We start from the raw sequence: 21,874 nt of genomic DNA, 5'->3' as shown, positions 1-21,874 counted from the left end.
TCTCTACACGCGTCAGCAATACACACGCGTCAGCAACACGTGCATAACCAACACGCAACCACTTTATGAAACCTTTCCTTCTCCTCTTCATTTGCCTGGTAACGTATCCAGCCATTGCGCAATCTTCCTTTCGCTTTGAAGCTGAAACGGGCGTGTCGAGTCTCCGATTTCCGGCCCCTTACCGGAAAGGCTGGCAGGTACGTCAGCAGCTAACAACTTATGTTAGCCCCCGCTTAGGCGTTGCATTGGGTATGGGCTGGGGCGGCTCAGCCAATAATGACCCGTTTAGTACGGCACAAAACAGGTATGGCCAACTCAATCCAGATGCCATTCTGGATTACTACAACCGACAGGAGCGCATGACCGATTTGTCGGCTGTTTGGTTGCCCATTTTTACGAAGCGCCACCAGCTGAAAGTGCAGGCTGGAGTATCGTTGCAACGGCGGCGCGAAGTGAACATCGACAGTATTTTCCGTGAACAGCCAGGACCAGATACTTATTACGATGCGCTGCCAACCTACACCGATCAAAGCCGCGTAATGCCGATGCTGGCGGCGGGATATGACTTTCGGGTGTCGCCGCGCTGGGCCGTGGGTGTCAATGCCGTTGCTTATCTACCCGCCAATGAAAAGGCAATCAGCACAATAGGTCTCCGAACGTCATACCGATTTAATATATCCCGTGACTCGTTAGGAATCGGTAGTGCCACCAACGAACCGCTGGCATGGGGCGTGCGTATGGCTGCCAGTCGGGTAGGGGAAAACGGTGGGGCAAGTGCAGCATCACGCAATGTGAATAAATTCGTTGCCGGGCTGTGGGCCGAGTATCCGTTATCGCTGACCTGGGCCATGCGGGGTGAAGTGAATTATGCCCAGCGTGGTTATCGCTTCGAGGCCTTTAGCGCAGGAAACACATCGTCGAACGGGTTCCGGGTCGACGCAACGTACCTGGAATTACCCGTCCTGTTTCGGCACGAAGCCGCCGAACGTCTGCATTTATATGCTGGTCCTTATCTGGCTTTCCAGCTGGAAGGGACCTCACAACAGGAAGGTCAAGCCAGCCAGACAATTCGCCCGCACACCAACAGCGGCCTGCTATTCGGTGCCGATTATCAACTCAGCAAACGCCTGTCAATCGATCTCCGCTACCAGCGCGACCTGATCCAACTCTCCACCTCGCCCTACAATGACGGCTACCACAGTTACCAGCTAGGCGTGAATTGGGCGATTCGGTGAGGTAGGTAGGTTTCCCCTCACCCCCAGCCCCTCTCCCCCTACGGGAGAGGGGAGTCGCTTCAGCGTAGCTCTGTTATAGCGAAGCTGCTGTAGAGAAACTCCCCTCTCCCGTAGGGGGGAGAGGGGCTGGCGGTGAGGGTAACCTACGCCAACTTACTTTTCCTAAACCCGTAAGTAAAGTAAATAGCCAGGCCGATGACGAGCCAGATACCGAAGATTTGCCAGTTGCTGGCGCCCAGTTCGGTCATCAGATACAAGTTGGTCAACACGCCGATGACGGGAAGCAGCGAGAAGTTGTACCGGAAACCCTGCACGGCCAGAATAGCCCAAACACCCCAGAAAACGATCAGCAGCGGTTTGCTTTCCAGCGTCTGCATCAGGTTGCCGGTTGTGAGCGCATAGCCCATGACGAGCAGCAGTACCGCGCCGATGATGAACTTGCCATTGATGTACGGTACCTTGAATTTCGACTGAGCCGTGAGACCTTTGGCGTCGAGGAATAGAATGCCGCCGCAGACCATGATGAATGCGAAGAACGTACCCACGCTGGTGAGGTCGACAAAGAATTTAAGGTCCATGAATAGCGATGGGATCGCCACCAGAAAACCAGTTACGATGGTCGCAAACGACGGCGTTTTGTATTTGGGATGAATCGTGGCGAACCGTTTCCACAGCAGGCCGTCGCGGCTCATCGTCATCCAGATGCGGGGTTGGCCCAACTGATATACGAGCAGTGCGCTGGTAATGGCCACTACGGCACTGACCGAAATAACGCCCGCCACGAAGTCGAGGTTTACTTTCTGGAATACATACGCCAGTGGGTCACTTACGCCCAACTCCTTGTAATTGACCATACCCGTCAGTACCAGCGTAATCAGCACGTACAGCACTGTACAGATGGCCAAGCAGTAGAGCATGGCGCGGGGCAGGTCACGTTGTGGGTTTTTGCATTCCTCGGCCGTGGTCGAAATGGAATCGAAGCCGATAAAAGCGAAGAATACCGATGCCACACCACTCAGCACGCCCGCTACCCCATTCGGCGCAAACGGCGACCAGTTGGCCGGTTTTACGTAAAACGCCCCAACGCCAATCACCAGCGCAATAACGGCCAGTTTCAGTACGACCAGAATATTGCTGGCTACCCGCGACTCTTTAATGCCAATATATACCAACGCCGTAATCAGTACTGTAATGGTGCCAGCGGGCAGGTTTGCGATCACATGAAAATCGCCAATCATCGGCGCGTCGGCCCAGGCTTGCGCCAATACGCGGGTATTTTCGGGAATCGTATCCAGCGACGTACCGGCGAGTCTTGTTTGCTCAACCAATTCGAAAGCACGGTGGGCAGTGCCATAGTCGGTGGCGAAATATTTGGGGAAGGTGATGCCGAAGCCACTGAGCATCGAGGTGAAGTACTCAGACCACGAAATGGCCACCACCATGTTGCTGACGGCATATTCCAGAATAAGCGCCCAGCCAATAACCCAGGCAAAGATTTCGCCGAAGGCTACATACGCGTAGGTGTAGGCGCTGCCGCTGACGGGCACCGTGCTGGCAAATTGTGCGTAGCTGAGGGCCGTGAACACGCAGGCAATAGCTGTGAACACGAATAGCAGCGACACGGCTGGTCCACCGTTATAACTGGCCAAACCGATGGTGCTGAAAATACCGGCACCGATAATGGCCGCAATGCCGAACGAAGTCAGGTCACGAACACCCAGCGTTTTCACCATCTTGCTGGATTCGCTCCCGGCGGCATCACTTAAAATTTGCGTTACGGTCTTTTTACGGAAAATAGAGTCGCTCATGGAAAATAGTCGATAGTCTGGAAAGTCGAGAGTCAGTAGTCGGGAGTCAATAGTCGATAGTCTGCTGGCGCAAGCGTACTCGGGCGTCAGCCGACTATCGACTATTGACTCCCGACTATCAACTTAATTTGACAACTTTACCTTGATGATTCGTTAAAAATAGGCAGAGTTTGCCCTTTTTTGCCACATGTCTATCCAGATCACCAATCTTTCTAAGCAATATGGCCCGCAACGGGCCGTAAATTCCATCAGTTTTCAGGTTTCGCCCGGCGAAATAGTCGGGTTCCTGGGGCCAAACGGGGCCGGGAAGTCCACGACGATGAAAATCGCCACGGGCTATCTGGCTCCGAGTGAGGGAACGGTGCTTGTGAACGGACATGACGTACAGACCGACCCTATGGCCGTACGGCGAAGTGTGGGTTACCTGCCCGAGCATAACCCGCTCTATCTGGACCTGTACGTCAAAGAATACCTGCGTTTTGCGGGTGAACTGCACGGCATGAGCGGCTCTGCTCTGAAAGCCCGAATCACCGATGTAATTGAGCAGGTTGGCTTGACGAACGAGCAGGGAAAACGCATTGGCCAGCTCTCGAAAGGGTATCGCCAACGCGTCGGACTCGCCCAGGCATTCCTGCACAACCCGCCCGTGCTGATCCTCGACGAACCCACTACCGGCCTCGACCCCAATCAACTCGCCGACATCCGGCAGGTGATCAAAACCGTAGGTCGCGACAAAACGGTGCTCTTCTCGACCCACATCATGCAGGAGGTGGAAGCCCTCTGCGACCGGGTCATCATTATCAACAAAGGAAAAATTGTGGCCGACAGCCCCTTAGCTCAGCTACGCGGACAAACGGCGCAACAGGCAACGTACCTGGCCGATTTTGAAAACGACCTGCCTGATCTCTCTGTGCTGGGTACGTTGCCCGGCGTATTATCAGTCGATCAGGTTGGGGCTGGTCAATACCGCCTCACCGCCACGCCCGATACCGATCTTCGCGCCGCCATCTTCCGCCTCGCCGCCGACCGTGGCCTTACGCTAGTCGGCCTCCGCCAACAGGAAACCTCGCTGGAGGGGGTGTTTAAAGAATTGACTAAATGAATTAAGAATTAAGAATTAAGAATTAAGAATGGCTCTGCCTGATCACCATTTGGTGCCTCAGAAGAGACATTCTTAATTCTTAATTCTTAATTCATTTCACCGTTATCGAATACTGAGCAGTAAACGCTTCGTTAGCAGGAATACACTGAATGCCCTGTTTTTTCTCGAAGGGCCGATGATCTGATGAGGTGTCGGCCACGCCTAGCCAGGGTTCAATGCAGACGAAGGGAGCGCCCGGTTTAGCCCAAAGACCCAGATAGACAAAATCGGCAAAATCAAGCCGGATTGAGTGGTTGTTTCTGCGACTTCTCAACGTCACCTGCCGCGACTTCAGGCCCAGTAGTACCAAAGCGTCATTGTCGAACAAAGTGGGCGTCAAATTCAGTTGACGGTTATCCAAATCAATTCTTGCTGTTTCGCCGGTTAATAGCCCATCGGTTCCTAGTAGGCTGGTTTCCAGTGATTCGTCCTGGTCAAATTCAATGTAGTAATCCGTGTACGCTTCGTCGGGCCTAAAAGGCACACTGAACGCCGGATGGGCACCTACCGACATGAACATCGTATCAGCTCCCTGATTGGTTACTCGGTAGGTGATAGCCAATTTTGGTCCGTCGAGTTGGTAGATAATCTCGAACAGGAAATCATAAGGGAAGATATCTTTAGTGGCTTCCGAAGAGGATAAAGCAAAGGTGGCCGCCTCTTCGCTCGATTCGGTGCAGGTAAATTCAGACGTGCGGGCGAAGCCATGACGTTTCATGGGGTACGTTTGCCCATCCACCACAATTTGATCGTTCGTTTGCCCGCCTACCACCGGAAATAAATTGGGTGCATGCCAGGGCCACACGGCAGGGTTAGCCTGCCAGAGGTGTTCGATGCCCGTTTGCCGGTTAAAAAGAGAGGTTAGTTCAGCTCCCTGATTGCGGATGGTAACGCGGAGGTGTTGATTCTGAAGCGTATGCGACATAATAATTGAAACGAGTTGACAATCAAATACTCACTTAACTGCACAAAAATTGGTTGGTTTTTATAACATTGCTACCGCGAACCCGTTTAAGGCATAACCCGCTCAAAAAGAGCTTTTGAAAAAAAGCAACGGGAACGTATTGCATAAGTGATTTTTTCTACTTTTGCACCCTCAAAATTACCGACATTAAATCAGCTAGATTTCTACTATGTACTGGACTCTCGAATTAGCATCCTACCTTGAAGATGCCCCTTGGCCCGCCACCAAAGATGAACTGATTGACTTCTCGATCCGGTCGGGTGCCCCGCTGGAAGTGGTCGAAAACCTTCAGGAACTGGAAGACGATGGTCAACCCTATGAAAGCATTGAGGAAATCTGGCCCGATTATCCAACAAAGGATGATTTCTTCTTTAATGAAGACGAATACTAAGAGCGAATAGAGGTAGCCTGAAGGGCTTCCATTCCTGTAATTAATGCCGAAAACGGGTAACGTCAGTTAAGCTGATGTTGCCCGTTTTTCATTTTTAGTACGTTGAGAGCATATGTTCATTCCTTTGTAATACTAAACTGAAAAATTATTGATCTATTTTTCTGTCCATGAACTAAAAGAGGTGGTTAGTCGTTTACCCTATATCAATCAAAAGAAGCCCCGGCACTGACAAACAGGCCGGGGCTTTTTGGTTTTCGAAAATGGGGTAACGTACCTAGAAAATGAGCAACGCCAACACAACCACCATAATTGCTGGCAAACCAATAGCAAACCAGCGGGTGGTCATCCATTGAGGTACCGGCCAACCCAGTTCGGCACGAATACCGGCGTAGAAACTCATACCACAAACAACTCCACCCAGCAATCCGCCAATATGCGCGGCGTTATCAGCCCCAATGCTAATGCCAATCAGCAGGTTGATACCAATTACCGACAGCGTACTTTTCAATAGCCCTTTACGCGCTTCTTTGTTGAACAGGTCTGTCATTACTAACGCTAACTGTACGCCAACCATCCCAAATATGGCACCCGAGGCCCCGGCGCTTACGGCAACATCGTGCCACCACAAGCTTCCAAGGCTTCCGGTCAATCCAGTGACCAGGTAGGCAACCAGAAAACGCCAACTACCCACCAATGGCTCAATCTGCATACCGAGGTACCGCAACGACATCATGTTGACGGCCAAATGAATGATGCCAATGTGTAGAAAACAGGCCGTTAGTAGTCGCCAGGGTTCACCGGCGCGGGTCAGGGGGGTGAAGTTGGCCCCCCAACGGACTAGATCCTCACCGGTTGGACTCATGAAGTCAACGCCCGATAAGACCATCGCGGCGAATACCGCGATATTCACCATCATCACGATAGGTGTAATCCAGTAACCATCACGGGGCGTGAAAACATCGCGCAAACTGCCGGGATGATAGGGGGCAACGGGCGGTTGGGTTGGGTCAGTCGGTGTCATAAAAAGTTGGGCCTTGAAAACAGCAGATTGGTAATCGGCCGTAAAATTAACGAGTCGATAGGCCAAACGAGGTAAATACAGGAAATCAGCGTGCATTTGTGCTTTAGCTAAAGCAACTCGCAACAACGGTTTAATGACCGTAACTGACTGTGCCCATCTTGATTATCAACTATGTATAAAAAAGCTATTTTTCTGGTAAGTGTATGCATTGGCTTGTCTGGCTTTCATACGTGTGTCTATGCCCAGGCCGATTTGCCCCGGCTCGATCTGGCAACGCTAAACCTGTCTGCCAACTGGCAAAGGGCCGCCGGTATCACCCTGAATGCCGAAAGTGCCGCTCTGAAAACAAAACCGGGTGCCGAGGCGCTGCTGGTTAGCTCGGGCAGTGAACCCATAACGTTGGCCACGCCGGTCAGCGACTTTGCGCTTCAGTTCGATGTGTTATTAACGGCCAATGCCGACGCCCTGCTGACGTTACCCAACGGCGAGTCGCTGAGCCTGAATCAGTCACGCGACATAAAACCGTTACTGAAAACGCCCGGCCTCTGGCAAACGATCCGGTTAGATTATCGGGCCGAAACGGGTACGGTGGGCCCCTTGATCGAACGCCTGATCGTGAATGGGGTTGTGGTGCGCGAAGGCTATAGCTTACCCCGAAAACCGTCTGGAAAACCGCTGCAGTTGACCGCCCAAAACGGTTCGCTGGTTGTTCGGAACGTGGGGTACCGAGCCCTGGAAAACCGGAAGGTGGCGAGTTGGGCAGGCCCCGTGAATTATAAGCTGTACGGTGAGAGTATCGAAACCCGGGAAGAACTGGACAAAAAGACGCCCGTCAAATCAGACACCGTCAGCAAGATTAGCTATAACGTTTCGTACGGACGCCAGGGTCGGACTGCCATTTTATTTGATGGTAAGCTGAACGTACCTGTGGCAGGCGATTATCAGTTCGATCTGGTCATGGGTGGTATCGCCGGTTTATGGGTCGACGGTAAGCCGGTGATTCCGGTGGTGTATGATGAGCTGGGCGCGGTGAAAACCCACCTGATGCCACTCACGGCCGGTACCCATGCCGTTGAGGTAATGTTTGCCCGCTCGTGGCCACGTCCGGGGCTGGGGCTGTTCATCAGTCAGGCGGGGACGCGGCCACAGGCGCTGCATGCCGATGGGTCGCTACCCGAGTTTTCACCGCCGGGGTTGGTAGCCGTTCAGCCCGAAGCACGACCTACCCTGATTCGATCGTTTATTCAGATGCCCGGCGAACGGAACAAACGCACCAAAGCCTTGTCGGTCGGAAACGGTAGTGCTATTCACTACGCCGTTGACTTGAGCCAGATGGCCCTGCTGATGGCCTGGAAAGGCGACTATGCTGATGTGACGCAGATGTGGTATGAACGCGGCGAGCCTCAATTACTAAAGCCCCTGGGCACTGTGATTATGCCGTCGCCCCGCCCTGCCATGGCTATGTTATCCAATGCCAACGCCGCCTGGCCCGATAGCCTGACGGAAGACGTGCTCAATTATGGAGGAATGGTACTGGCCAAAGACGGATCGCCAACGATGGAGTATACCCTGGCCGGATTAACCGTTCGCGAAAGCCTTCGCCCAACGGCCAACCGGCTCGAGCGTACGTTTGCCGTTACGGGTCGTCCTGCCTCATCGGCCCAACCGCTCTACTGCCGACTGGCGGCCGGAAAAATCATTGAAGAAGTGTCCAAAGGCCTGTTTGCTATCGACGACCGCAGCTACTACATTCGGGTCGATCCCAAAGCCAATCTGACGTTACGGCAACTGGGCACGCAACAGGAGTTGATGATGCCTGTTGCGATGAAGGATGGGGCCGGGGCGGTGCAATACACTATCGAATTTTGACGATGGAACAAATCTCCTGGACCGACTTTATAAAGGTTGATATGCGGGTGGGGACGGTCATCGCGGCAGAACCATTTCCGCAAGCCCGTAAACCGGCCTATAAACTCACCATCGATTTTGGCGCTGACATCGGTATCAAACGAACCTCGGCGCAGATCACAACGCTGTACCAGCCCGATATGCTGTTGGGCAGACAGGTGATCGCCGTTGTGAATTTTCCGCCCAAACAAATTGGTCCATTCATGAGCGAATGCCTGGTCATGGGTAGCGTTGCTACCGACGGTACCGTCACGCTTTTAACTACTACACAACCCGCCGAAAACGGACTACGCATCGGATAAACTCGCCAAAACCTATAAGGTCTGAGAAGAGAGTTTATAGGTTTAAACACATCGCCAAAACGTGAAAACTTCCCTTATACAGCTAGTGACCGTAGTCACTCTTTCACTTATTCATTCGTTGGCTCTTGCACAAAGGCCGGCTAGCGAAGAAGATTATTACCGCATTGTCACGCTACCCATTCCCGATGGGGTGCAACTTGAAGTGGGCGGCATGACATCGCTGCCCGATGGTCGACTGGCCGTAAGTACCCGCCGTGGTGAAGTCTGGATGATAGGCAATCCCTACATGCAGGGTAGCCGACAGCCCACCTTCAAACGGTTTGCAACGGGCCTTCACGAACCGTTGGGTTTACTGTACCGTACGTCGGGACCATTTAAAGGCGAACTGTTTGCCACCCAACGCGGCGAAGTAACTCGCCTGATCGATACCGATGGCGATGAGGTAGCCGACGAATACCGGGCCTTCTACAAATGGCCGTTGTCGGGTAACTACCACCAGTACAGCTATGGCCCCGTCACCCTGCCCGACGGCGACATGGTCATCACTCTGAACCTCGACTGGATTGGCCGGGGAGCCAGCCAGTCGAAATGGCGTGGCTGGATGCTGAAACTGAACGATAAGGGCGAAATGACCCCCTGGGCTACAGGCCTCCGGTCTCCGGCGGGCTTCACCGCTCTGCGTGACGGCAGTATTTTTTACGCCGAAAATCAGGGCGACTGGGTTGGCTCGGGTCGGGTAACGCACCTGGAAAAAGGCGATTTTGCCGGAAACCCCGCTGGCCTTCGCTGGTCGGGTGAGCCGGGTTCACCACTGGCGTTGAAACCGGAGGACGTACCCAGTACCGGTAAGCCGATGTTTGAAGTCGCCAAAACCGTGAAGAACCTGAAAGTACCCGCCGTCTGGTTCCCGCATACCCTGATGGGCATTTCAACCTCAGATATCAAGGAAGATACCACAAACGGAGCCTTCGGGCCGTTCTCAGGGCAACTTTTCGTGGGTGATCAGGGCCACAGTAAAGTAATGCGTATGAGCCTCGAAAAAGTAGATGGTAAGTGGCAGGGCGCTTGTTTTCCTTTCCGCGAAGGCCTTCAATCGGGTATTTTGCGGATGTTATGGGGACAAGACGGCTCTATGTTTGTGGGCATGACCAGCCGGGGATGGGCCGCCACGGGTAAATCGCCCTTCGGTGTACAACGCATTGTCTGGACGGGTAAAATGCCGTTTGAAATGAAAACGATCCGCTCGAAACCGGACGGATTCGAGATCGAATTTACGCTGCCTGTTGATCGTAAAACGGGTGAAGATCCGGCCAGTTACAGCCTCAACAGTTTCACCTACAAATACCACAGCACCTACGGAAGCCCTATCGAAGACGCCCGTCCCGTGCCGATCCGGGGTGTTATCCTGAGTCAGGATGGCCGCACGGCTCGTATCGTGGCCGACACCACCCTGCGCGAAGGCTACATCCACGAAGTGAAAGCCGAAGGCGTGAAGTCGGCCTCAGGTACGTTGTCGCTGCTGCATAACACGGGTTATTACACGCTCAACGCCATTGCCCCCGGCGAGTTGGCGAACGTACCTGCACGCGCAGTTGCGTCGGCAAGCACGAACGCCATGCACGACCACAGCGCCATGATGGCCACCACCTCAGCGAAAGCAGGGATGGGCACTAAAGCAGTTGGTAAAAGCGGAAAACCGACCGCCCCACGCCCCACGCCCTCAGCCCCTTCCGCGAAACGCGTAGTTGATATGCCCGCCACCTGGACCAACGGCCCTGACCAGACGATCAGCATTGGCACCAAGCCAGGTCTGAAGTTCGACACCGAAAAGGTCGATGTGAAAGCGGGTAGCCGCATCAAATTCGTCTTTAACAACAACGACGACATGTTGCACAACTGCGTGATTGTGAAGCCCGGTGCCGCCAACGCCGTGGGCAATCAGGCCCTTCGGCTGAACCTGAACGGAGCCAAACTAAATTACGTACCTGCCTCGGCCGATGTGCTGTTCCACACGAACATCCTCCAACCCGAGTCGGCCGAGAGTATTTACTTCACCGCCCCCACCGAACCCGGCGATTATCAGTTCGTCTGCACCTTCCCCGGCCACTCATCCCTAATGCAAGGCATACTTCGGGTGGTGAAATAGGAAGAACGTTGGACTAATTGAAAAGCGAAAAGGTGCAGTATAGTGCACCTTTTCGCTTTTTTGTGGCCTGAATACTACTAAGTTTACGTAAAAGGGCAGTATAGTGCCTATATTACAGTATGAATACCGATCAGTTAGCCGCTCTACTTGTGCGGCGACGTCAAATACTATCCATTCGTCAGGAAGATCTGGCAGCGATTGCCGGTGTCAGTCTGCGCACTGTAAAAGCCATTGAAAGTGGCCGGTCTAATCCGCGTTGGCAAACAGTGGAACAGTTAACAAAGGTGCTTGGGCTAACCATAACTATTGAACTGCCATGACTACTACATTGCAGATACTCTATAATGGTAGATTGGCTGGCTATCTATCAGAAAACCGGCAGGCGTCGTCGGGCCTGCGGTATACGTTCAGGTACGTTGATGCTTACCGACAGGACGCCACTGCCCGCCCGATTGCCCTGGCTTTTCCTAAAAAAGAAACCGATTATACCGCCGATGTGCTGTTTCCTTTTTTCTACAACATGCTGGCAGAAGGTGATAATCGGCGGTTGCAATGCCAGGTATTTCGGATCGATGAGCAGGACTTTATGACCCTACTCGCCCGAACGGCGCAACATGAAACGATTGGGCCCGTAACTGTACAAATCGATGTTGACTGACCTACACGTTTGTCCGGCAACGCTCAAAACCGACCAATCTACCTTCTCGACCACAGCGTTACGAACGCTGTTCAATGGCCGAAAGGTGAGCCATATATTGCCATTCCAGCGCTCAACGGCTCCTGATGATCTGTTTCAGGTAAATCGTAGGCGAATCTCCATTTCGGGCGTACAGATAAAGTCATCGCTCCGGTTAGATGGTCGTTTACTGACGCTGACCGATCAGGCGGGGCAGTACATCTTAAAACCGGCTCCGTTTGACCTGAACCATCGCCTCGACGTACCTGCCAATGAGCATCTGACTATGCAACTGGCCAAACAGGTGTTTGGCTTTGCGGTACCGCCTAATGCCCTGGTTTTCTTTCCCGACGGAGAAATGGCGTATCTCATTCGACGGTTCGACTATAAACCGGATGGTACAAAGCTGGCCATTGAAGATTTTGCCTCTGTGCTGGGGCGTACCGAGCAACGTAGTGGGCCGACGTTTAAATAAGATGGCTATTACAGCGATATCGTAGCGGCCATGCAGCAACACGTACCTGCGTGGCGTGTCGAAGTCGAAAAGCTGTTTCGTTTGGTGGTTTTTAACTTCCTGTTCGGAAACGGTGATGCACATCTGAAGAATTTCTCGCTCATCGAGAGTCAGCAGGGTGATTACGTGTTGTCGCCTGTTTATGATTTGATCAATACGGCCTGGCATGTGAACGATACGGATCTGGCTCTCGACGGCTTGTTTCCTGGCGACGACGAAACGGCCAATTTTCAGGATAATGCTTTTTACACCTTCGATGAGTTTTACCTGTTTGGCCTGCATTGCCAGATTGCCCCGGCCCGGGTTCGTAAGCTAATTGATGGATTATTGGCGTCAACGGCATCTATTGAGAACTTGATTGCGGCCTCGTTCCTCAGTGAAGAAGGAAAGCAGTTTTATCAGCACCATTACCACGATCGCCGTAAGCGTTTGCTGATGCGCCGATTATAAACTCGTAACCCAATGAGACAAATTATTGCCAGAATTCGGTTCTCCTATCTGATTTTTCTTGGCACCATCTCGCTGCCAATCCTAGCCCAGCAGGTAGAGAAAACAGACTCGACCATTGCGCAAATTGTTTACCCCGAAAAGGAGCTAAAGCTGTGGTATGGTAGCGACGATTTCAGGATCGATAGGTTCGTGATATTGCCAAAGTATACGCTCCTGTATAACAATGCATTGTCTACTTTCCGCTTGCTTGATAACAGCGAGAATTTAGTTAAAGATGAAGTACGGCTGTTACGTATTAAGTCAATCGAACCGTACAACGTAAATAATCGGGATTGGGCGTTGGGGCCAACTACAACCTGGTTCACAGTCCTTACTGATTCGACCGTTATGGTTGGCACCGTGTTGTTTGATGGTCGAAAAGAAGTGCCTGGTTATCTGTTGCTTACTATAAAAATGGATAAGCTATCCGTTGAAAAAAAGCAATTTGACCTGAACGCGAAAACGGATAATATTGACCCAAACAATATGCAGTTGCTATCTCACTATGTGGATTATAAAGGGTTACAGCTATACTCCAGTTTATTCGTCTTGTCGCCAACACCGAAAGGCGAGTTTGTTATCCAAAAAAGTGTGTACTTAAAAACGGCTCAGAAACCCTTATACCCTTGTTACATTAAAGAAGACAATCTGGAGGTGCCGACCGAAAAAAGGCAACTTATTCCGTTTCAATTCACGGCCACCAACGACCGCATGCTTATCTACGACCCTGAGACGGAACAACTACGTGTAGTCACCACGGATATAGCCAATCCAGTACTGCTCGACGTAGCTAAGGCCTTACCCGACAATGTACCCAACGGCCGAAAATTCGGCCGTGAGTTCATGATCGATAGAGTAACTAATCAGTTGTATTACAAAACACTGGCTTATTTGAAGGGAAGTACCGATCAGTTGGTGATGAGCGTGAACTTAAAAGCCGATACAATCACGTTCGACCCAATTTTGCGTAGCGGTATGGCCGATTATGTCAGCAGCTATATCAACAACCGAAAGCTGTTTTTCTACGATAGCAAAAAAGGCTATATCTACGTGACAAAGGCTGATTTGCCTTAATTATCGCCCAATGAATTCCGGTAGCTGACCAATGCCTTGAGCCGCACCTGTTTCGATGTATAGATTGATGGATGTGCTACCCTTGAGTCTGTTGGTTGAACCGATGCAGGATGGGTGTCATGAGTGACGGTATTTCCTTGATTTTCGCACCAAAAGCGGGTATTCGGCCATTTATACCCGAAACAAACGGACTTTAGTCACCGTTTTGATTCTCTCAGTAGAAAGCTATTTTAGCCTACTTTGGCAACTTATAGCGCACTTCGCCACAAATGAATAAATGAAGCCATACGCCCAGTATACCGTCAACGAGCTAGCCTCAGACGACCTTTTTATCCGCTGGGTGCAACACCCGGAGGACGATGAGGTAGCGGCGTATTGGCTGGGCATGGAAGCAATGCAACCGCACCTGAGCACCCGGTTTCGGGAGGCGCGTGAACGAGTAAGCGATGCGGGACGGTCGCTGACGCTTCATTCTCTTCAGCCTGACGAAATGTCGACGGTTTGGGGGCGTATCCGGGAATCGTTGCAGGATCTGGAAGATGTGCGACCGCTACGGCCCGAGGTTCGTTCGTTTATTGGCTGGTGGTATTTTGCCCGGTCAATCGCGGCCACCGTGGGCATTGTGCTGTTGGTTGGCTGGGCCCTCTACAAGCAATACACGCAGGAGGCCTCACGCCTGATTACCACGACCACCCAATCGCGCCGTATTCTGCTGCCCGACAGCTCGGTCGTGATTCTGTTTCCTCATAGTCGACTACGGTACACTCCCCGCGGGTTTGCCCGCGAAAGCGCCTCTGAAGGAGCTTCTATTGCCGAACTGACGCGGGCAGTCTGGCTTGAGGGAACGGCCGATTTTGAAGTGGCCCATACCAGAGCCAGCGGGGTAGCCAATTCGTTTCGGGTACATACCGATAACCTCACCGCCGAAGCCACCGGAACCCGTTTTCACGTTAGTCACGAACAGGGCGAAACGCGTGTTCTCTTACATGACGGTCAACTCGATCTGTTGGTCGGTCACCGTCAGGTACGTCATTTAGCCCCTGGTGAGTCTGTTCTCGTAGCAGGCGGCGACCTTCACGCTGATTGAGGAGTGAAGGGTGAATTGGTGAAGGGTGAGGAGTGAAGGTGTTGCTTTCGCAAGGTCAATACTCAGGCGAAAGCCCTCCCTTCACCCTTCACTCCTCACCTTTCACCCCTCACCAATTCACCCCTACACCAGTTTGCCTTTCAAAAGGGCCATTTCGGCCGTTGGTGTAGCGCCTTCGTATAGAATCCGGTACACAGCATCGGAGATCGGCATACGTACCTGGTATTTCTCGTTGATGGCGTAAATGCTTCGAACAGCGTAATAGCCTTCGGCAATCATGTTCATTTCGGTCTGCGCCGATTGAATGGTGTAACCCCGTCCGATCAGGGTGCCAAACGTGCGGTTACGGCTGAACGGTGAATACGCCGTCACCAGCAAATCGCCGAGGTAGGCCGACCGGCTCAGGTCACGATCCATGGGGTAAACGGCATCCACAAAACGGCGAATTTCCTGCATGGCGTTTGAGACCAGTACCGCCTGAAAATTATCGCCGTAGCCGAGACCGTGCGTAATACCGCAGGCCAGGGCAATGATATTTTTCATTACGGCACTGTACTCTACGCCGTACATATCGTTGAGTGGTGACGCTTGCACGAACCGGCACGTCAGCAAATCCGATACCTGTTGGGCGCAGTCGTCGCTGGTCGAGGCAATGGTCAGGTACGATTGTTTTTCCAGCGCCACTTCTTCAGCATGGCAGGGGCCGGCAATACAACTGAGGTGATCTTTAGGTACGTTATAAGTCGACTCCATCCAGTCTGTCACGAGTTGGTTCGACGTCGGTATCATGCCTTTTATGGCCGAAATGACGTGTTTTCCGGCGAAATGGGTGGCCGTTAAACCTGTAAGTGCTTCGGCAATGAAGGCGGCCGGAACAGCCAGAATCACAAAATCAGCATCGCGCACGGCTTCTCTGATTTTGGTGCATACCTTCACCTTCCGAGGGTTGATCTGCACGTCGCTGAGGTAGCTTTTATTATGATGATACTTCTGAATATGGTCAGCATCGGCCTTGCTGCGCAGCCACCAGCGGATGGAGCTATTACCTTCCGACAGAATTTTAATCAGGGCCGTGGCCCAGCTGCCGCCGCCAATCATGGCTATTTTTACGGGTGTTGATGACTTCATACGGCAAATAAACCCGTTTTCGATCCGAATGGCCAATTTTTTGGCCGAACACACCCGTTTCACCCATGCTTGTTATCCTTGGACCTACTGCCAGTGGCAAAACGCACTTCGCCGTGCAACAGGCCTATCAGCTTATTCAGGAAGGAAAACCCGCCGAGATCATCAGCGCCGATTCGCGGCAGGTGTACCGGGGAATGGACATTGGAACGGGCAAAGATCTGGCCGAATACACGATTGATGGCCAAGCTATTCCGTATCACCTGATTGATGTTGTGGAGGCAGGTGCCGACTACAACGTGTTCCGTTATCAACAGGATTTTGATCGGGTGATGCAGGAAATTCAGCAGCGAGATGCTGTGCCAATTTTGTGTGGCGGTTCCGGGATGTATATCGAAGCGGCCCTGCGCCCCGATGCTATGTTGCCCGTTCCGCCCAATGACGAACTCCGGGATAATCTGGAGTTACTGACCGACGAGCAACTACTCGATCGCTTCCGGCAAACGCCCTCTGCCTACTCCGAAAAAGCCGATACGTCGACCCGCAAACGGCTACTCCGGGCCATTGAGATTGGAACGTACCTGAATCAGCACCCGCAGGCTATACCCGTCCCGCGTTTTCCGCTACCGCCTTATCGGGTAATTGGTCTTAACCCGCCCGTAACCGTTCGCCGCGAACGCATCAGCCGCCGCCTGCACAATCGCCTTCAACAAGGCCTGATCGAGGAAGTACAACAGTTACTGGACCAGGGTATCTCGTCTGAAAAACTAGTCTACTATGGCCTTGAATATAAGTATGTTACGCAGTATGTACTGGGTCAGCTAACGTACCTGGACATGGTCGCTCAGCTGGAAACAGCCATCCACCAATTTGCCAAACGGCAGATGACCTACTTCCGAAAAATGGAACGCGACGGGATGGTGATTGAATGGAGGTAAAATTTACGATGTACGAATTACGATGTACGATTTGTTGCTTGCACGAGTTGGATTAGGCGTAAGCAACAAATCGTACATCGTAATTCGTACATCGTAAATCACTTTATTCCTGCACCCACTCGCGGTGGGGGGCGTCGGGGCCTAGGTGAAAACACCTACGGCACCGTGCTTCGTAACTCTCTGTTTCTCCGAGCAATACGCGCTCTTGTGAGGGTGAAAGACGATACGAATAATGAGCAATATCACCACAAACCACACAAATGGCATGAACTTTGGTAACGAATTCAGCGACGGCCATTAACTGCGGCATGCAGCCAAAGGGTTTTCCCGAAAAATCCATGTCCAGCCCGGCTACAATTACTCGTTTGCCATCATTAGCCAGCTGATTGCAGACCTCAACAATGCCTGAATCGAAGAACTGTGCTTCATCGATTCCGACGACGTCGCAGGGATGCGCCATTGACAGAATGGTTGCCGAATTGGGAACGGGTATCGACGTGATTGCTGATGCGTTGTGCGACACGATATCGTGTTCGTGGTAGCGCGTGTCGAGGCTGGGTTTGAAGATGCCGACGTTGAGTTTGGCAATTCGAGCGCGATTGAGTCGGCGAATAAGTTCTTCTGTTTTTCCAGAGAACATAGAACCGCAGATCAATTCTATCCAGCCTACGCGCAAATGAGGCGGTTCGCGCCGACGGGTGGGTTCAATAAACATACTACTAAAGACGTTGGGATGCTATCAGCACAGTTGGGCGATACCCATTTTGAGGGATTTATTCGGGCCGTAATCCGCAATCGACACGTCGAGAAGAGCCCACTACACAATTTTTTGGGGCTGCAAATCGAGGTTTCTCAAAAGCGGTTGCTTGATTTCAATATATTTACAAAGCAAAGGCTTTTAACAATGTCGAACAAATTCAATACAAACGCGCTCAACGAATACAGTAAGTCGTATGCCCGGCGGGTCACGGCTGATTTTTACCATGCCAATCCAACCATTAGCGGTAAACAAATTCTGAACCTGACGCCCGTCAACCAGATTAATCTATTCGTTGTCAGTAGCCTGTTCGACAAGTGGAAGGGGGAAACGGAGAAATTCCGCAGTCCTTTTTTTGATTTCAGTAGCCCTGAGGTAGAGGAAGCCCTTCGTTCGTTTATGAATGTGGTTTCGCAACATATTGCCGTTCGCCGCGAGCATCTGGAGCCATTATTGGCCGATGCCACCAAACGTACGCTGATTGCCCTCTTCGACCCCCGCTATTATTACGACGATCAACTACGAAATCAGCCTGATTTTACGCTCACTGCCGAGAACCTGCGCCATCTGATACGTTATACGCAGATTAATAAGTTTATTCCGTTGGCGTTGGAACAGCGGCTTAATGGCCGTCCGTTTATCTACGTGAATCAGGCGTTGGGCTATCTGGACGAGATTATATCCCAGCGGGTTCAGGAGTTGGAACGCCCCGAAAAATACGTGGAGATGTTTTCGGAAAAAGTAGTGATGGATCTGTCGACGCTGTTGCGTGGGCAGGCGCTGGAAAATTACCAGTCACCATCGACCCGGTCATTCTTTGATCTGGAAGAGGAGGCGCCTGACCAAAAAGCTTTGCCAAGACCACCGGTTACGGCTCCTGTTACTCCGGTGGCTATTCAGCCGCAGGAATCTGTTCAGGAGGTAATTCCGGAATTGGTAGACAAAGAGCCCGAAAAGCCGGAAACCGTAGCACTGAACGGAAGCAGCGGGTATTTCTCGGCCTATGAAGAGGCACCCACGGCACCTGCAAATCAGCCGAGTGTGTTTTCGAGCCAATCGGAAAAGCCATCTATAACGCTCAATACGGCACAAGATACTACGGCCGATAGTGGTGTGGCTACACTGGGCGATTCGCTCCAGAAAGTGGCCACGGGTAGCCTGTCCAAGACTATTTCGCTCAACCAGAAGTTCCGGTTTATCAACCAACTCTTCAGCGGAAGTGCCGATGCCTATAACGAAGCCATCGCTGAACTCGACCAGATGACCAACTACGGTCAGGCGCTCGATTTGATTTCGTACCGCTACGCCAACCAGTTTATGTGGAATATGGACAGCGATGAAGTAACGGAACTAGTTGAAATCTTGAAGAGACGGTTTTAAGTAATGAGTACGCGGATTATGTGATGGGTACCCATCACATAATCCGCGTACTCATTACTTCAGTAAGTCCTCCAATGCCTTTCTCAGATCAGGAAATTTGTACTGAAAAGCCGTTTCGTCGGCCACGCGTCGGTTGAGCACGTTGTTGCCTCCCAAAACCGTAATAGCCAATTCGCCGAACATCAGTTTTATCACGAAAGCCGGAATGTTGGGCAGAATTTGTGGTTTCCCCAGCACTTTGGCAATCAGGTGGGTGAGGTCGGCGTTGGTAACTGGCTTGGGAGCCACGCCATTATACACGCCCGTCCAGGTCTGGTTCTTTAGTGCTTCGATGAAGAGGCCGCATATATCGTCGACGTGAATCCAGGAGATATACTGCTGCCCTGATGCAATAGGGGCACCAACACCCAGTTTGATGGGCTGCACCAGTTTGGGTAAAGCGCCGCCCTCCATGGTAAGCACCACCCCCGTCCGGATTTTGACCGTCCGAATACCAAGTGTCGAAACTGCCTCGGCAGACCGTTCCCAGGTACGTGTCACCTGCGCCAGAAAATCGGTACCGGCCGCACTATTCTCCCGTAGTGGCCGATCGCCAGTGTCGCCGCCATAATAACCAATGGCCGATGATGAGATAAAGCTTTTGACGTGGTGCTGCGTGTCTTTCAGGGCACTAGCCAGTAAGGCCGTCGACTGCGTGCGACTATCCAGAATTTCGCGTTTGCGCTCATCCGTCCAGCGGCTATCAGCAATACCTGCCCCAGCCAGATGAATAATATGATCGGCCGTTTGGATAGCCCGAATGTCGAGTTGGCCATTGGGTACGTCCCAACGGTAGGCCTTAACACCGTTCTGATTTTGTTCAGATCGGCTGAGGTACGTAACCGTATAACCTTGTTGCTGGAGTAATTGAGTAAGTCGGCGGCCGATTGTGCCTGTTCCGCCAGTGATCAGTACAGTTTCCATGTCAGTGAACAGTTATCAATGATCAGTTATCAAAGGGTTTGCCAGATAACGTACCTAAGCAACGCTGATAATTGATAACTGTTTACTGATAACTGTCATTGTCTCCATTCGGTAGGCGTGTCTAACTGACGGGCGTAGTGGGCGGCAGCGCTATCGTACACGTACCTGAGCACTTTGTTCATGTCGTCCTCGAACTCCATGTAATAATCTGGGTCGAGTTTGTTTAGCTTTTTCAGGATAGCATCGGTCCGTTTGGCTACGTAAATGGCGCATTTCTCGGTTCGGCTACTCAGGCGTTGCAGCAGGGTGGCGTGGTGATCGAAAAAGCTCTTAAGCATGTGAATGGTTAAGTCAACCTCGCCGTACGTATCTTTTGTCACCTTCACATGCCGGGTGATGTAGCCGCTCACGGTGCGCATATCCATCATCATCCAACCGGGCGAATCCTGACTAATGGCGACTATGCGGTTAGTAATTTCCCGAATCACGTCTCGCCGATAGTCGAGCGTTGTTTTATGTTCTACCAGCTCATATTCCAGTTTTTCGGTCAAAACGGGGTCTTTGCCAATGAGCCGGATAAGTAACTTATCTTTCTCTTTATCGGGTAGGAACGTGATGGCTCGTTTCAGGTCGGGGCTAAGGGCAGCGGGCATAAGAAGAAGTTTACTGGTTGCTGTTTACAGGTTTCTGTTTATTGTAGGAACGTACCTATCGTTTTATCAACCGTGTGAAAGTCAGTGACAAGTCGAGCAGTATCATCTTTGCCCGCGCATTTCGTTCCAGGTGATAAGCTGCCTCATTCAAATCGCCCACCATCCGTTCAATGAGTTCAGGTTTTAACACTTTCCCGAAATTACGGACAAAATTAAGTTCATCGTCGGGTAGTCGCAGGAGCTGTTCGGCTCCCTGTTGCCAGAGGAAAAGGTCGCGGCAAAGTCGCAGGCTATAGTCGAACAGGTTCTTCTGACGTTCTTTGGGAATCTTATCGAACTCGTCGGCCTGTTTAACCAGCCAGGTCAGGTCTTGCTGATAACACTTTCGCATCCAGTCGGCAAACCAGGTGTGTTGACTGTTTCCAGCCAGGTCATCCGTTTTTGATTGGCCGAGTTGCAGGGCCTGCGCCATATTGCCATCGCTGAGGTAGGCAATACGCCGGGCTTTTGTTTCATCGAAATTCAGGGTTTGCCGCAGGTATGTTGCTACTTCCGTATCCGTGAAATTGCTAATCGGCACACGTTGGGTACGTGATAGAATGGTAACGAGCAATTTGTCGGGCTGATCGGTCACCAGCAGAAACAGGGTTCGCTCGGGTGGTTCTTCCAGTACTTTCAGCAGGGCATTGGCAGCGGTGGCGTTCATCTGTTCGGGTAACCAGATCAGCATGAGTTTATAGGCCCCTTCGTAGGCTTTCAGTGAAAGCCGTTGCAGGATGTTCCGCGCCTCTTCGGCCGAGATATTGGCCTGCTTGTTGTCGCCACCCGTGGCGTCGAGCCATTCAGTTATTGTGCGGTAAGGGTTGTCTGTCAGAAATTTACGCCATTCGGGGAGTAACAATTCGCTACTATTTTTTCCTTTAATGTTCACCACCGGATACACCATGTGCAGATCGGGATGCACGAGTTTGGCTGTTTTAACGCACGAAGCACACTGACCACATCCGTCTGTTCGGGAAGGGTCGGTCAGGCGGGTTTCGCAGTTTACATAGGTAGCCAACGCCAAGGCGAGGGCCATGTTGGCGCTGCCCGTGCGCCCGTCGAAAAGCAGGGCATGGGCAAGGTGATTGGTTTGTACGGCCCGAACCAGGGTTTCCTTGGTGTCGTCGTGGCCAATGATTTCAGAAAACAGCATTGCGTTGCGAAGATAGTTTGTTTCGGCGTAGCCCCCCGCCCTGAAGGGTGCCCGCTGGCGCACGAAGCACCTGCGGCGGAGCTACTCGTGCGCCAGCGGGCACCCTT

General features: G+C 52.0%; 20 protein-coding genes and 1 pseudogene. 13 read left to right on the top strand and 8 right to left on the bottom strand.

What is annotated here, in order from left to right; genetic code table 11:
- The first annotated feature begins 65 nt into the window (after positions 1–65).
- Positions 66–1,235 carry a porin family protein gene (locus ACAW87_RS25505; RefSeq protein WP_370726501.1) on the top strand — a complete coding sequence of 390 codons (1,170 nt, stop codon included), beginning with the start codon at positions 66–68 and terminating at the stop codon, positions 1,233–1,235.
- 143 nt (positions 1,236–1,378) lie between these two features.
- Here the strand turns inward: ACAW87_RS25505 and ACAW87_RS25500 are convergent, their stop codons facing one another.
- Entirely contained in the window at positions 1,379–3,043 is a 1,665-nt protein-coding gene (locus ACAW87_RS25500; RefSeq protein ID WP_370726500.1) for an amino acid permease, read from the bottom strand.
- Positions 3,044–3,230: 187 nt separating this feature from the next.
- Between ACAW87_RS25500 and gldA the strand changes: the two genes are divergently transcribed.
- On the top strand, positions 3,231–4,145 hold the full coding sequence (gldA, locus tag ACAW87_RS25495) for a gliding motility-associated ABC transporter ATP-binding subunit GldA (RefSeq protein WP_370726499.1): 915 nt from the start codon (positions 3,231–3,233) through the stop codon (positions 4,143–4,145).
- 91 nt (positions 4,146–4,236) lie between these two features.
- Here gldA and ACAW87_RS25490 read toward each other — a convergent pair whose 3' ends face one another.
- Complete coding sequence (locus ACAW87_RS25490) at positions 4,237–5,109, bottom strand: aldose 1-epimerase family protein (protein WP_370726498.1); 873 nt, start codon at positions 5,107–5,109, stop codon at positions 4,237–4,239.
- A 208-nt stretch (positions 5,110–5,317) separates the two neighbouring features.
- Here ACAW87_RS25490 and ACAW87_RS25485 point away from each other — a divergent pair, with 208 nt between their 5' ends.
- Positions 5,318–5,539, top strand: coding sequence for a DUF2795 domain-containing protein (locus ACAW87_RS25485; RefSeq protein WP_015329640.1), 222 nt, complete (start codon positions 5,318–5,320; stop codon positions 5,537–5,539).
- 274 nt (positions 5,540–5,813) lie between these two features.
- On the opposite strand, the gene ACAW87_RS25480 is transcribed toward ACAW87_RS25485, so the two are convergent.
- Complete coding sequence (locus ACAW87_RS25480) at positions 5,814–6,560, bottom strand: rhomboid family intramembrane serine protease (RefSeq protein WP_370726497.1); 747 nt, start codon at positions 6,558–6,560, stop codon at positions 5,814–5,816.
- 171 nt (positions 6,561–6,731) lie between these two features.
- Between ACAW87_RS25480 and ACAW87_RS25475 the strand changes: the two genes are divergently transcribed.
- From ACAW87_RS25475 to ACAW87_RS25440, 8 genes and pseudogenes are all read left to right on the top strand, one after another.
- Positions 6,732–8,429, top strand: a complete 1,698-nt coding sequence (locus ACAW87_RS25475) for a PA14 domain-containing protein (protein WP_370726496.1) — start codon at positions 6,732–6,734, stop codon at positions 8,427–8,429.
- A gap of 2 nt (positions 8,430–8,431) precedes the next feature.
- Positions 8,432–8,770 (top strand): tRNA-binding protein, encoded by a 339-nt coding sequence (locus ACAW87_RS25470; RefSeq protein WP_370726495.1) that lies wholly within the window; start codon positions 8,432–8,434, stop codon positions 8,768–8,770.
- Positions 8,771–8,888: 118 nt separating this feature from the next.
- On the top strand, positions 8,889–10,916 hold the full coding sequence (locus ACAW87_RS25465) for a plastocyanin/azurin family copper-binding protein (RefSeq protein ID WP_370726494.1): 2,028 nt from the start codon (positions 8,889–8,891) through the stop codon (positions 10,914–10,916).
- 119 nt (positions 10,917–11,035) lie between these two features.
- Positions 11,036–11,236: a helix-turn-helix domain-containing protein gene (locus ACAW87_RS25460; protein ID WP_370726493.1), complete on the top strand. Its 201-nt coding sequence runs from the start codon at positions 11,036–11,038 to the stop codon at positions 11,234–11,236.
- Positions 11,233–11,574: a HipA N-terminal domain-containing protein gene (locus tag ACAW87_RS25455; protein WP_370726492.1), complete on the top strand. Its 342-nt coding sequence runs from the start codon at positions 11,233–11,235 to the stop codon at positions 11,572–11,574. The genes ACAW87_RS25460 and ACAW87_RS25455 overlap by 4 nt, the downstream gene beginning before the upstream one ends.
- A pseudogene (locus tag ACAW87_RS25450) lies at positions 11,564–12,556 on the top strand (type II toxin-antitoxin system HipA family toxin). The gene ACAW87_RS25455 and the pseudogene ACAW87_RS25450 overlap by 11 nt, the downstream one beginning before the upstream one ends.
- A 12-nt stretch (positions 12,557–12,568) precedes the next feature.
- Positions 12,569–13,669 (top strand): hypothetical protein, encoded by a 1,101-nt coding sequence (locus ACAW87_RS25445; protein ID WP_370726491.1) that lies wholly within the window; start codon positions 12,569–12,571, stop codon positions 13,667–13,669.
- 277 nt (positions 13,670–13,946) lie between these two features.
- Positions 13,947–14,756, top strand: a complete 810-nt coding sequence (locus ACAW87_RS25440) for a FecR family protein (RefSeq protein WP_370726489.1) — start codon at positions 13,947–13,949, stop codon at positions 14,754–14,756.
- A gap of 123 nt (positions 14,757–14,879) precedes the next feature.
- Here the strand turns inward: ACAW87_RS25440 and ACAW87_RS25435 are convergent, their stop codons facing one another.
- Complete coding sequence (locus ACAW87_RS25435; protein WP_370726488.1) at positions 14,880–15,884, bottom strand: NAD(P)H-dependent glycerol-3-phosphate dehydrogenase; 1,005 nt, start codon at positions 15,882–15,884, stop codon at positions 14,880–14,882.
- A 65-nt stretch (positions 15,885–15,949) separates the two neighbouring features.
- Here ACAW87_RS25435 and miaA point away from each other — a divergent pair, with 65 nt between their 5' ends.
- Positions 15,950–16,819 carry a tRNA (adenosine(37)-N6)-dimethylallyltransferase MiaA gene (gene miaA, locus ACAW87_RS25430; RefSeq protein WP_370726487.1) on the top strand — a complete coding sequence of 290 codons (870 nt, stop codon included), beginning with the start codon at positions 15,950–15,952 and terminating at the stop codon, positions 16,817–16,819.
- 103 nt (positions 16,820–16,922) lie between these two features.
- Here miaA and ACAW87_RS25425 read toward each other — a convergent pair whose 3' ends face one another.
- A complete protein-coding gene (locus tag ACAW87_RS25425; protein WP_370726485.1) occupies positions 16,923–17,534 on the bottom strand; it encodes a thymidine kinase in 612 nt (203 codons plus the stop codon).
- A gap of 189 nt (positions 17,535–17,723) precedes the next feature.
- Here ACAW87_RS25425 and ACAW87_RS25420 point away from each other — a divergent pair, with 189 nt between their 5' ends.
- Positions 17,724–18,956: a DUF8457 domain-containing protein gene (locus ACAW87_RS25420; protein ID WP_370726484.1), complete on the top strand. Its 1,233-nt coding sequence runs from the start codon at positions 17,724–17,726 to the stop codon at positions 18,954–18,956.
- Between the two features lie 54 nt (positions 18,957–19,010).
- Here the strand turns inward: ACAW87_RS25420 and ACAW87_RS25415 are convergent, their stop codons facing one another.
- The 3 genes from ACAW87_RS25415 to ACAW87_RS25405 form a co-directional block, all read right to left on the bottom strand.
- Entirely contained in the window at positions 19,011–19,919 is a 909-nt protein-coding gene (locus ACAW87_RS25415) for a TIGR01777 family oxidoreductase (RefSeq protein ID WP_370726482.1), read from the bottom strand.
- A 95-nt stretch (positions 19,920–20,014) separates the two neighbouring features.
- Complete coding sequence (locus tag ACAW87_RS25410; RefSeq protein ID WP_370726481.1) at positions 20,015–20,572, bottom strand: hypothetical protein; 558 nt, start codon at positions 20,570–20,572, stop codon at positions 20,015–20,017.
- A gap of 55 nt (positions 20,573–20,627) precedes the next feature.
- Positions 20,628–21,767, bottom strand: coding sequence for a DNA polymerase III subunit (locus tag ACAW87_RS25405; RefSeq protein WP_370726480.1), 1,140 nt, complete (start codon positions 21,765–21,767; stop codon positions 20,628–20,630).
- Between the last annotated feature and the right edge of the window lie 107 nt (positions 21,768–21,874).

Origin of the sequence: Fibrella aquatica (genome assembly GCF_041321135.1) — a bacterium.
In the GTDB taxonomy this organism is placed as follows: domain Bacteria; phylum Bacteroidota; class Bacteroidia; order Cytophagales; family Spirosomataceae; genus Fibrella; species Fibrella aquatica.
The sequence above is the reverse complement of the archived record's forward strand: the minus strand, read 5'-3'. Positions and strand labels throughout refer to the sequence as shown.

Bases quoted from the DNA above. Each gene is read 5' to 3' on its own strand.
- ACAW87_RS25410 (WP_370726481.1), bottom strand. From the start codon at position 20,572: ATGCCCGCTGCCCTTAGCCCCGACCTGAAACGAGCCATCACGTTCCTA.
- ACAW87_RS25500 (WP_370726500.1), bottom strand. From the start codon at position 3,043: ATGAGCGACTCTATTTTCCGTAAAAAGACCGTAACGCAAATTTTAAGT.
- ACAW87_RS25490 (WP_370726498.1), bottom strand. From the start codon at position 5,109: ATGTCGCATACGCTTCAGAATCAACACCTCCGCGTTACCATCCGCAAT.
- ACAW87_RS25480 (WP_370726497.1), bottom strand. From the start codon at position 6,560: ATGACACCGACTGACCCAACCCAACCGCCCGTTGCCCCCTATCATCCC.
- ACAW87_RS25435 (WP_370726488.1), bottom strand. From the start codon at position 15,884: ATGAAGTCATCAACACCCGTAAAAATAGCCATGATTGGCGGCGGCAGC.
- ACAW87_RS25405 (WP_370726480.1), bottom strand. From the start codon at position 21,767: ATGCTGTTTTCTGAAATCATTGGCCACGACGACACCAAGGAAACCCTG.
- ACAW87_RS25460 (WP_370726493.1), top strand. From the start codon at position 11,036: ATGAATACCGATCAGTTAGCCGCTCTACTTGTGCGGCGACGTCAAATA.
- ACAW87_RS25415 (WP_370726482.1), bottom strand. From the start codon at position 19,919: ATGGAAACTGTACTGATCACTGGCGGAACAGGCACAATCGGCCGCCGA.
- gldA (WP_370726499.1), top strand. From the start codon at position 3,231: ATGTCTATCCAGATCACCAATCTTTCTAAGCAATATGGCCCGCAACGG.
- ACAW87_RS25445 (WP_370726491.1), top strand. From the start codon at position 12,569: ATGAGACAAATTATTGCCAGAATTCGGTTCTCCTATCTGATTTTTCTT.
- ACAW87_RS25475 (WP_370726496.1), top strand. From the start codon at position 6,732: ATGTATAAAAAAGCTATTTTTCTGGTAAGTGTATGCATTGGCTTGTCT.
- ACAW87_RS25505 (WP_370726501.1), top strand. From the start codon at position 66: ATGAAACCTTTCCTTCTCCTCTTCATTTGCCTGGTAACGTATCCAGCC.
- ACAW87_RS25455 (WP_370726492.1), top strand. From the start codon at position 11,233: ATGACTACTACATTGCAGATACTCTATAATGGTAGATTGGCTGGCTAT.
- miaA (WP_370726487.1), top strand. From the start codon at position 15,950: ATGCTTGTTATCCTTGGACCTACTGCCAGTGGCAAAACGCACTTCGCC.
- ACAW87_RS25470 (WP_370726495.1), top strand. From the start codon at position 8,432: ATGGAACAAATCTCCTGGACCGACTTTATAAAGGTTGATATGCGGGTG.
- ACAW87_RS25425 (WP_370726485.1), bottom strand. From the start codon at position 17,534: ATGTTTATTGAACCCACCCGTCGGCGCGAACCGCCTCATTTGCGCGTA.
- ACAW87_RS25485 (WP_015329640.1), top strand. From the start codon at position 5,318: ATGTACTGGACTCTCGAATTAGCATCCTACCTTGAAGATGCCCCTTGG.
- ACAW87_RS25440 (WP_370726489.1), top strand. From the start codon at position 13,947: ATGAAGCCATACGCCCAGTATACCGTCAACGAGCTAGCCTCAGACGAC.
- ACAW87_RS25420 (WP_370726484.1), top strand. From the start codon at position 17,724: ATGTCGAACAAATTCAATACAAACGCGCTCAACGAATACAGTAAGTCG.